This is a genomic window from uncultured Aquincola sp. (genome assembly GCF_964001545.1).
GTDB lineage: Bacteria > Pseudomonadota > Gammaproteobacteria > Burkholderiales > Burkholderiaceae_C > Aquincola.
This window is the reverse complement of sequence record NZ_CAXFDV010000843.1, coordinates 1-10,199: the sequence shown is the minus strand read 5'-3', so window position 1 is coordinate 10,199 and position 10,199 is coordinate 1. Positions and strand designations below refer to the sequence as shown.

Below are 10,199 nucleotides of genomic sequence, written 5' to 3'. Positions count from 1 at the left end.
GGCGCTGATCGGCGACCCGGCGCTGCTGGCCCGTTACGCAGGCGCGCTGCGTGCCCTGGACCACGCACCGGCGGCCCTGCTGGGCAACACCGCGCCCCAAGGGCTGCACCAGTTCGCGCGGGCCGCCGGCCTGCTGAGCCAAGGACTTGCCGCATGAGCCTCATCACTCCCCATCCCCAAGCCCATCTGCTGGCCCACCGCTTTGCGCAGGCGCAGCGCCTGCTGCCGCTGGTGGCCATCCTGCGCGGCCTGCAGCCGGCCGAAGCCATCGACGTGGGCAACGCGCTGGCCGAAGCCGGCTTCCACCTCATCGAGGTGCCGCTGAATTCGCCCGATCCCTTCGACAGCATCGAGCAGCTGCGCCGCCACCTGCCGCCCGAGGTGCTGGTGGGTGCCGGCACCGTGCTGCAGCCCGAGCAACTGGCCCGCTTGGTGGACGTGGGCGCCGACCTGGCGGTGATGCCGCATGCCGACGTGGCATTGATCCGCGAAGCCAAGGCCGCCGGCCTGCTCTGCGTGCCCGGCGTGGCCACGCCGACCGAAGCCTTCGCGGCGCTGAGTGCCGGCGCCGATGCGCTCAAGCTGTTCCCGGCCGAGCTGATCAGCCCCGCCGCGGTGAAGGCCATGCGCGCCGTGCTGCCGGCCGAGGTGGCGCTGCTGCCGGTGGGCGGCATCACGCCCGAGCGCATGGCCGACTACCGCCGCGCGGGCGCCAACGGCTTCGGCCTGGGCTCGGCGCTGTATGCCCCCGGCCGCAGCGCGGTGGAGGTGGGCGCGCTGGCCCAGGCCTTTGCGACGGCCTGGCGGGCCACAGGGGGATGAGCACCCCCGTAGAATCCCTGATCCCCGAGCGCATGGCGCCTGCCGGCATCCCCACGGCAGCCAGCGCCTGAAGCAGTACCGCCCAGAAGGCGGCCGGCGCTCGGCAGGGCGGCCATCCGCGTCGCCACTCACGCCAATTCCACCGCTACCTGCCCACCGCCCGCCTGCGCGTGCCTTGCACGGCTGGCCCCGGTGGTGCCGCGCATGGCCGTTTGCGGCCGGCGCACGCCCAAGGATCAGATGTCTGCTACCCACTCCGCCACCCCGGGGCCGCGCAACTCGCCCCGCCATGTGGCCATTGCTTCGCTCATTGGCACCGCCATCGAGTTCTACGACTACTACATCTACGCCGCTGCCGCGGTGCTGGTGTTCAACAGCCAGTTCTTTCCCAAGGGCGATCCGTCGGCGGCCACGCTGCTGTCGCTGAGCACGCTGGCGTTGGCCTTTCTGGCGCGGCCCATCGGCTCGGCGCTGTTCGGCCACTTCGGCGACCGCATCGGCCGCAAGCGCACGCTGGTGGCTTCGCTGCTGACCATGGGCCTGTCCACCGTGGCCATCGGCCTGCTGCCCAGCTATGAGCAGATCGGCATCGCCGCGCCGCTGCTGCTGTGCCTGTTCCGCATCGGCCAGGGCATCGGCCTGGGGGGTGAGTGGGGCGGCGCGGCGCTGGTGGCCACCGAGAACGCGCCCGCCGGCCAGCGCGGCTGGTTCGGCAGCTTTCCGCAGCTGGGCGCGCCGATCGGCCTCTTCATGGCCAACGGCGTGTTTTTCCTCATCACCTGGCTGATCGGACCGGAATCGATGGTGGCCTGGGGCTGGCGCATCCCGTTCGTGCTGTCCATCGTGCTGGTGGGCGTGGGCCTGTACGTGCGGCTGACGCTGCATGAAAGCCAGGTGTTCCAGGACGTGGAGAAGTCGGGCCGCACCGAGCAGGCGCCGGTGAGCGCGGTGTTCCGCCGCCATGGCGGCCGCGTGCTGCAGGGCACGCTGATCATGACCACCACCTACGTGCTGTTCTACCTGATGACGGCCTTCGTGCAGGTGTATTCCAAGAGCCCGGCGGCGGTGTCGCCCGCCGGCCATGCCACCGGGCTGGGCATTCCGGCCAACACCTTCACCGGCATCCTGCTGGTGGGCGCGGTGGTGTTCGGCATCTTCTGCCTGCTGGCCGGCAAGCTGGCCGACCGCTACGGCCGCCGCCGCTGGCTGACGGTGGTGACGGTGGGCATCATGGGTTTCGGCCTCTTGATGCCGCAGTTCCTGGACCACGGCACGCCGGCTTCGGTGCTGGCTTTCATCGTGGTGGGCATGGCGCTGATGGGCTGCACCTTCGGCCCGATGGCCGCGCTGCTGCCCGAGCTGTTCCCGACCGAGGTGCGTTACTCCGGCGCCTCGATGGCCTACAACCTGGCCTCCATCGTCGGCGCCTCGCTGCCCACGCTGGTGGCCATCGACCTGAACAAGGCCTACGGCCTGTGGGGCGTGGGGCTGTACCTGGCGGCCAACGGCCTGCTGACGCTGGCGGCGCTGGCCACCAGCCGGGAAACCAGCCGGCTGGACCTGGCGAAGGTGTGAGCGCCTGGTCGCGCCACGCCGGGCGCGCGGCACTGCCGGCCGCCGACCCCCGATAACTCTGCGCTAACTCGCCTGCGTCAACCATGACGGCGTGCCGCCCTCGACGGCGGCATGCCCGTCATGCACCACCAGGAGAGTCCATGTTGCACCCCTTGCCGAGCCAGCCGTCCGGGCTGGCGATCGCCTGTTCCTGCCCGCGCCTGCGCGCGCTCGCCTCGCTGGCCATGATGGTCGCGGCCGCCGGCACGCTGGGGGCTTGCGGCGGCGGTGGCAGCGGCAGCAGCGCCGATGAGCCAGCGGCCCAGAGCCCTTCGCCGGCCCCGGTTCCTGCGCCCGCACCTGAGCCGGCACCTGCACCTGAGCCGGCACCCGCACCGAGCCCCGCGCCCGAGCCCGCCCCATCACCTGCGCCCGCACCCGCACCCGCACCCGCGCCCGCGCCCGCGCCCGCGCCCGCGCCAGCTCCTGCGGCTGCCATCAGCGGGCCCCGCATCGCCGCAGGCGCCGGGTATTCGCTGGCGGTCCAGGCCGATGGCCGTGTGCTGGTCTGGGGCAGCGCGATGGTGGGCGGGGGCGCCAGTGCGGCGATCGCCGGCAGCCCCGCTCGTGCGCTGACGGAGCTGGCCGGCGCGGCCGCCGTGGTGGCCACGCCCAGCGGCGCCCTGTTCAACGACTCTTTCGTGCTGCGGCCGGATGGCAGCCTGCTGGCCTGGGGCACCGCCTACGGCAACTCGCCGGTGGCGGTGGCCGCCGCCGGCAACCTGCAGCAGGCCGTGCACTGCCCCTCGGTCACCTACGCGCTGCGCACCGACGGCAGCTTGTGGCGCCTGGTCGGCAGCCAGGCGACGGCAGTGTCGGGTCTGAGCCAGGTGGCCCACATCGGCACCGCGGCCTCTTCGACGAACTGTGCGGTTGCAGCGACCCGCCGCGACGGCAGTCTGGCCTTGGTGGCCGAAGGCCGCATCGACGAAGTGGCGGGTCTGCCCGCGGTGACCCAGGCCACCTGCAGCGGCTTCAGCCCGGTGGCCGGCCTGACCGGCGAGCACTGCCTCGCGCTGGACACGGCGGGCAGCGTCTGGGCCTGGGGTCGCAACGACTACGGCCAGCTGGGGGACGGCACCACCACCGACCGCAGCAGCCCGGTGCGCCTGGCCGTGCCGCAGAACGTGGTGGCGCTCGGCATTCAGTTGCTCAACGGCCTGGCGCTCGACGCCGGCGGCACCGTGCACACGTGGGGCCCCTCGGGCCCGGCGCTGGGACTCGGACCCACGGCCCAGGCCAGCCTCGTGGCCCAGCCGGTGCCGGGCCTGCCGCCGGTCAAGGCGATGTCGGTCGGCAGCTTCCACACGCTGGTGCTGGGCACCGATGGCAGCGTCTGGGCCTGGGGTTTCAACTTCAGTGGCGAGCTGGGCGTCGATGGGAACGAATCACAGCGCGCCCCCGTGCAGGTGCCCGGCCTGCGCCTCGACTGAGCAACCAGCGCGGCCACGCGCTGCCTGCAGCAGCTCGGCATGCCAGGGGTGTCGACTGAAACCCGCCCGGCCTTCCGGCGGCACCTGGGTCTTCAGCGCCTGTTGCAGCCAGTCGGCGGCCAGGCTGCGGCAGCGTGCGGCGGCCACCGCGTCGCCCAGCGCCGTGTGGGCGGCGGCGCAGGCCAGCCACTGGCGCGTCCAGCTGGTGTAGGCCGCCCGGTACTGCCGCACCAGATGCTCGGCATGCGCCACGTCGTGCGGCGCCAGCGTGCGTGGCGCGGCCGCTGCCCTGGCCTGCACGGCGGTGGCCGCCGCTTCCGCCGCCACGCCGTGCAGCTCGCGTGCTTGCGCCTCCTGCATCACGGCCCAGGCTGCGTGCGCGGCGGCGGTGTCGGCGGCGCGGCGATGCAGCGCCAGTTCGGCCAGCAGGGTCGAAGCCATCCGCCGCGTCGGCTCTATTTCGGCCGCCTCCCGGTAGTGCCGCTCGGCTTCCGGTTCGCCCAGCAGCTCGGCCGCCTGGCCCAGGAGCAAACGGCGCTGCACCGCGCTTTCGGGCACGGCGTGGGGCAGGTCCTGCTGCAGCAGCGGCAACGCGCGCCCGGGTTCGCCCAGTTGCAGCCAGGTCCAGGCCAGCGCCAGCGCGGCGACGGCCTGGAAGTTGGAACCCGGCATGGCCTGCGACATATGGTCCAGCGCCGACCGGGCCAGCGGCAGCGCGGCGCGGAAATGACCACAGGTGGCCTCGGCCAGCGCCAGTGCGACGTCGTTCATGCGCGACTGGGTTTGCAGCTCCGGCACGCCGCGGCCCAGCTCGCGCGCTTCGCGCCCGGCGTCCACCGCGTCGCGGGCTTCTCCGCGCTTGAGGTGCACATAGCCCACGCTGATCCAGGCGTTGAGCTCGACGAGCCGGTTGTCCGTGGCGCGAGCCCAGCCGAGCTGGCGGCGTGCCACGGCCAGCGAGTCGCCCAGCCGGCCGGCGTTGACCAGTGCCATCAGGTAGGCCCCGGCATAGTCGAGGCAGTCGGCGGGCGGGGCCTGCTGGTCCAGCGTGGGCCAGCCGGGCTGCAGCAGGGCCACAGCCTGCGGCGCACGGCCCTGCATCGACAAAGCCATCGCCAGCGCCTGCAAGGCCTCGCGCCGCGGTGTCACCGCGGCCGCTGGCAGCAGACGCAGGGCCTGCTGTGCGGCCGGCTCGGCCTCGGCCGCGCGGCCGCCCCACACCAGGGCCGTGGCATGCGCGGCCCAGGCATGTCCCAGGTCGGCGGCTTCGGCCTCGGCCTCGATCAGGGCGGTACTGGCCAGCAGCGCCGGGTCCAGCCCCTCGCCCAGCACGGTGGGCACGATGGCGCGTGCACGGGCCCGCAGCGCGGCGCCGCCCTGGCCTGCCGCTTCCCACGCGGCGGCGGCCTGGCGCAGCAGCGCCGCCTGTTCGCGCGGGCGCGAGGCTGCATGGGCGCGGTCGGCCGCGGCTTCGTAGGCAGTGGCCGCCTGCGCCGGCTCGCCGCCGGCCTCCCAGTGGGCTGCCAGGCGCGCCGGCTCGCCGCCGCGGGCGGCGAGGGCCTGCGCCACCTGCCGGTGGATGCGCCGGGCCACCACGCGCGGCGTCAGTGCCAGCATGGCCTGGCGCACCAGCTCGTGCGCAAAGCCTTCTCCGTCCAGCACCTGGGCCGTTTCCAGCCGGTGCCAGGCGTCGGCCAGCATCACCGCGGGGCGCTGGGTCAGGCATTCGGCCAGCTCGATGTCGAAGTCGCTGCCAGCCACCGCCACCAGCCGCGCCAGCGCGGCCGATTCGGACGGCAGACGGGCCAAGCGGGCCTGCAGGCGCCGCTCGATCGACGCCGGATGCGGCAGTGCGGCGGCGTCCAGACCGCCGTCCTGCAGGCCCGCCCGCAAGGTCTCGAGCAGGTGCAGCGGCAAGCCACCCGCGTGGCGCAGCAGCGCAGGCGCCAGGGCCTGTGCGTCAACGCCGGGCAGCGAGAGGCTGGCCACGAAGTCGTGCACGCCACCCTCGTCCAGCGGTGGCAGGTCCAGCCACTGCAGGCGGTCGGCGTTCGTCCAGGGCTGCGCCGCGTCGGCGGCCAGCGGGCGGCTGGCCAGCACCCAGGCCGGCCGGGCCGGCGGCTCCGCCGCCAGGATCAGCCCCTGCAGCAGCTCGTGGCTGGCCGCATCGGCAAAGTGCAGGTCGTCCACCACGACCGTGCCCAGACCCTGCTGCAGCGCAGTGGCCAGCGCGTCGGCGAGCTGCTGTCGCAGGCGCTGCGCCGGCATGGGCGCCGGTCTGGCGTCCGGCTCTGCGCCGCTGGCGTCCGGGGCCGGGGGCCAGCGACGCAGGCGCGACAACAGCCGCTGTGCGGTGGTGAACGGGGCTTGCGCGTCGTCCGGCTGCGCGGTCAGCTGCAGCACATCGGCCAGCCCGCCCAGCGCTTCCTGCAGCAGGCGCGACTTGCCGGCGCCAGCCTCGCCCACGACCAGAACCGGCTCGCCGAGCCCGCGTGCCTGCGCCAGCGCGCGCAGCGGGCGCTCGCGGCCGATCAGGCGGGGCGGCCGCGCCAGGGTCGCCGGCAGTTCGGGCGGCGACCCGACGACCGGCTGCCGCCCTTGCAGCAGGCATTCGCGCAGCGTGAGCGTCTCGGCGCCGGGGCGCAGGCCCAGCTCCTCGCTCAGCGATCGTTCGGCGCGGTCGTACACCCGCAATGCCGAGGCCGTGTCGCCCAGGGCATGGTGCAGGCGCATCAGCTGCCGGTGCAGCGGCTCGGACAGCGGATCGTCGGCATGCAGGCGCTGCGCGAACATCAGCGCGTCGGCGTGGCGGCCGTCGCGTTCGGCAGCATCGGCGAGGGCGGCCAGCGCCTCACGCCGCCGTTGGCGGTGCCGTTCGCGCACGCCGGCCACCCACGCGGCCAGCTCGACTTCGCCGTCAAAGGTCAGGTCGCCCAGCGGTTCGGCATCCCAGGCGCCGGGGTCGGCTTGCAGCGCCGCCCAGGAGAGAGGGTCTTCGTCGCGCCGCAGGTCAGTGGCCAGCACCAGCGTGTGCGCCATCTCGACCAGGCGCGCACCGGTTTTCTTGCGCAGCTGGTGCACCCGCTGGCGCAGGTTGTTGAGCGCGCCGCGCTCGTCCGTGGCCGGCCAGGCCAGGGCAGCCACCCGCTGGCTGCGCTGGCCCGGTTCCAGCGCCACGCAGGCCAGCCAGGCAGCGTCCTTGCGCGACAGCATGAGCGGGCTGCCGCCATGGTCATCGATGAGGCAGGGCCGGCCTTCGAGCCGAAGGCGCCAGAAGGGCTGTCGGGTCACGCGAGGCAGGTCAAGGGGCGAGCTTGAGCGGTTCCTGGTCCTGTGCTCGATCGTAATGCTTCAGACGAAGGCTGAACGCGCTCCCAAGGGCCGAAGGGCCCTTCGACAAGGCCTGGGGGGCAGCGAGCTTGGGAGCCTCAGCGCCCCGACGCCGCCGCATCCAGCGCGGCCCAGGTGTCGCGGCCGACGATGCCGTCCACCGGCTGCAGGTTGCGCTGGCGCTGGAAGGCGGCCACCGCCACTTCGGTGCCGGCGCCGAAGTCGTCGTCGGCGGCCAGCATGAAGCCCAGCTGCTGCAGCCGCCGCTGCAGCTGGCCCACCGCTTCGCCCTTGGAGCCGCGGCGCAGCACCGCGCGGCCCAGCGTGGGCGGCGCCTCGCCGCTGAGCACGAAGCCTTCCAGCCGCGCGATCGCGCCCTTGGCGCGGCCGGTGTACACGCGCCGGTCTTCCAGGCCGTTGGTGCCGCCGTTGACCGCGCGGGTCACGGCCACCACGTCGTCGGCGTCGCACAGCGCATTGAGGTTGCGGCGCTTCCAGTACTCGCAGGCGATCTGCAGCGACAGCACCGGCTCGGCCGCGCGCTCGGGCTGCTCTTCCAGCTTCACGCCGATCAGCTCGCCCACCTCGCGGTAGTTGGCGCGGCCGGTCAGCTGCAGCAGGCCGCGGCCCTTGTAGCGCACGCCGTCGCCGGGCTGCAGGTTGCCCAGGTCGCGCCGGCCTTCATACGCCTCGCCGCTGGCAAACTCTTCGGTGGTGCGAAAGCCCGCCGACTCATGGCAGGTCTGCCCCAGGAAGTGCGCGATGCGCAGCCGGGTGTTGATCGCGTAGCGGTCCAGCGTGGTGGCCAGCACCTCGCCCACGGCGCTGATGATGGCGTTCTGGCGCTCGGCCATGGCACCGCTGAAATGCGGCGCCACCTCGCGCATGGTTTGGGCATCGACCTGGATCATGGCGGACTCCTGCACGGGTCGGGCCGCAACGGGCCCGGGGTCGCCATGGTTCGCCCGCGGGGGCGGGCCGGTCCATCCCTAACGCGCCCGCGCCGCCTCCCTCTTTGGGAGGAGGCGACGGGTCAGGGGAGGTCGAACTCGCGCGTGTCGGGCGCGATGCCGGCGCGGCTGGCCAGGTCGGGGCCCAGCTGCGATTGCGCCGCCTGCGTGCACGGCACGTGGGCGATGCGGCGGCCCGCACGTTCCACCACCACACCTTCTTTCGTGCCCCAGCCGCGGCCGATGGCGGTGTAGACCACGTAGCGGTGGTCGCCCTTGTCGAGGGCCAGCCAGGCGCCGCCGCCGCCCGAGAACATCAGGCTGCCGGCCCGCACGCTGGCGCGCCAGTCGGCGGTGGAGCCGTCGGCGGGCGGGTATTGCAGTTCCACCGCACCCGGCCGGCCGAAGCGGTATTGCAACTGGCCGCCGGTGGCACCCAGGCCCGGTGAGGCGCACACCGCGATCTGCTTGCGGCCGGCCGGGCAGCTGAAGACGGTGTCTTCCCCGGGCTGGCACAGGCTGGCGGCTGCAGGCGTGGCTGCAGGCGTGGCTGCGGCGCTGCCGGTGGCGAGGGCGGCCAGGGCGGCCACCAGGTGGCCGGCCATCCAGGCCCCGGCGGCGGGGTTGCCGGCCTGCCTGCGCATCATCGTCATCGCTGCCTCACGCACTTGTCTGTACAAGTGCGCATGCTAGCGGCGCTCGGCGCGGTCGGGTGCGCGGCGGCTGCGGCGGGGCCGCTGGCCCAGCAGCACCAGGGCCAGCGCGCCCAGGCCCAGCAGGGCCACCGTGCGCACCGAAGGCCGCGGCAGCCAGCGCATCACGCCCAGCACCAGGGCCGGTGCTTCGGTGCGTTGCGGGGCCGACAGCGTGCGCACCGCGTTCTGCACTTCGTCGGGGTGGGCGCCGGCAAAGTGCGGCAGCAGCGCCTTGACGAAGCTCAGCATGTCCTGCGGACCGCGGCTGCTGATCCAGTTGCGGTCGATCACCACCGGCTGGTCGAGCCAGGTGGCGCCGGCGTTGACCAGGTCGTCGCGGATGCCCGGCCAGGAAGTCATCTGCCGGCCGGAGGTGAGCCCCGCCGAAGCCAGCACCCAGGGGCCGTGGCACAGCGTGGCCAGCGGCCGGCCCAGCGCGTCGAACTGGCGCACGAACTGCCGCGCCGGCTGCGACTGGCGCAGCAGGTCGGGGTTGATGAAGCCGCCGGGGATCAGCAGCGCGTCGTAGTCCTCGGGGTAGGCGTCCTGCACCATGCGGTCCACCGCCACGCGGGCGGCCGGCTCATGCAGGTTCACGCCGCGGATGTGGCCCTTGCGCAGCGACAGGATCTCCACCGTCGCGCCCGCGCTGCGCATGGCGGCCACGGGCACCGCCAGCTCCACCTTCTCGAATCCATCGGCCGCCAGCACGGCGATGCGCCGGCCGGCCAGGGTCTGCTCCATCTTCATTCGTTCATCTCCATCGGCCCGGGCCCCGGGCCATCACACCGGGACTTCGGCAAACAGGATGCCGGCTCGGCCGGTGCGCCAGCCGCTTACAGGAAGAGACGAGCCTGCTGCAGCGCCGGCGCCAGCTGCGCCACCACCGCATCGCCCACCGCGATGCGGCCGCCGGCCAGCACCCGCGCCGTCATGCCGCCATGGCCGCGCATCGCGTTGTAGGCACCCGGGCCCAGCGCTGCCTCCATCTTCGAGCAGGGGTCGCAAGGGCCGGTGAGTTCCAACTGCACCTCGGGCCCGATGCACAGCAGCACCGGCGCATCGGCGAACAGGCTGCGCGCGGCCAGCAGGTTGAGCCCCGAGACGACCAGGTTGCGCCGCAGCAGCGCCGGGTCCAGCGACGCACGGCCGGTCCACGCCGCAATCAGCGGCAGGTGCTCGGCCTGCAGCAGGCTCACCTGCCGCTTGCCGCCACCACCCACCCGCACCGGCCCAGCGGTGCTGCGGTCGCCCTCCAGCCCGCGCTGCGCGATGACGTTGGCCGCATCGACCCGCTGCGCGGCCTGGCCCCGTGCAGGCCGCAGCAGGATGGCCTCGAGCCGGCCGGGAAAGGG

The 10,199-nt window shown here is 73.8% G+C and carries 8 protein-coding genes; 3 read left to right on the top strand and 5 right to left on the bottom strand.

Annotated features, from left to right (window positions below):
- Positions 1–153 precede the first annotated feature (153 nt).
- From ABNT58_RS29070 to ABNT58_RS29060, 3 genes are all read left to right on the top strand, one after another.
- The gene (locus ABNT58_RS29070; RefSeq protein WP_348756828.1) at positions 154–822 is read left to right on the top strand and encodes a 2-dehydro-3-deoxy-6-phosphogalactonate aldolase; all 669 of its coding nucleotides are present in this window, start codon (positions 154–156) and stop codon (positions 820–822) included.
- 240 nt (positions 823–1,062) lie between these two features.
- Positions 1,063–2,397 (top strand): MFS transporter, encoded by a 1,335-nt coding sequence (locus ABNT58_RS29065; RefSeq protein WP_348756827.1) that lies wholly within the window; start codon positions 1,063–1,065, stop codon positions 2,395–2,397.
- Positions 2,398–2,537: 140 nt separating this feature from the next.
- Positions 2,538–3,869 (top strand): hypothetical protein, encoded by a 1,332-nt coding sequence (locus ABNT58_RS29060; protein WP_348756826.1) that lies wholly within the window; start codon positions 2,538–2,540, stop codon positions 3,867–3,869.
- On the opposite strand, the gene ABNT58_RS29055 is transcribed toward ABNT58_RS29060, so the two are convergent.
- From ABNT58_RS29055 to ABNT58_RS29035, 5 genes are all read right to left on the bottom strand, one after another.
- Positions 3,825–7,160 carry a BTAD domain-containing putative transcriptional regulator gene (locus ABNT58_RS29055; RefSeq protein ID WP_348756825.1) on the bottom strand — a complete coding sequence of 1,112 codons (3,336 nt, stop codon included), beginning with the start codon at positions 7,158–7,160 and terminating at the stop codon, positions 3,825–3,827. The genes ABNT58_RS29060 and ABNT58_RS29055 overlap by 45 nt on opposite strands.
- Before the next feature lie 137 nt (positions 7,161–7,297).
- Entirely contained in the window at positions 7,298–8,110 is an 813-nt protein-coding gene (locus tag ABNT58_RS29050; protein WP_348756824.1) for a peptidoglycan-binding protein, read from the bottom strand.
- 122 nt (positions 8,111–8,232) lie between these two features.
- On the bottom strand, positions 8,233–8,802 hold the full coding sequence (locus ABNT58_RS29045) for a hypothetical protein (RefSeq protein WP_348756823.1): 570 nt from the start codon (positions 8,800–8,802) through the stop codon (positions 8,233–8,235).
- A 36-nt stretch (positions 8,803–8,838) separates the two neighbouring features.
- On the bottom strand, positions 8,839–9,594 hold the full coding sequence (locus ABNT58_RS29040) for a type 1 glutamine amidotransferase domain-containing protein (RefSeq protein ID WP_348756822.1): 756 nt from the start codon (positions 9,592–9,594) through the stop codon (positions 8,839–8,841).
- An 86-nt stretch (positions 9,595–9,680) separates the two neighbouring features.
- Positions 9,681–10,199: MOSC domain-containing protein (locus ABNT58_RS29035; protein WP_348756821.1), on the bottom strand; the 519-nt coding region annotated here is incomplete at its 5' end.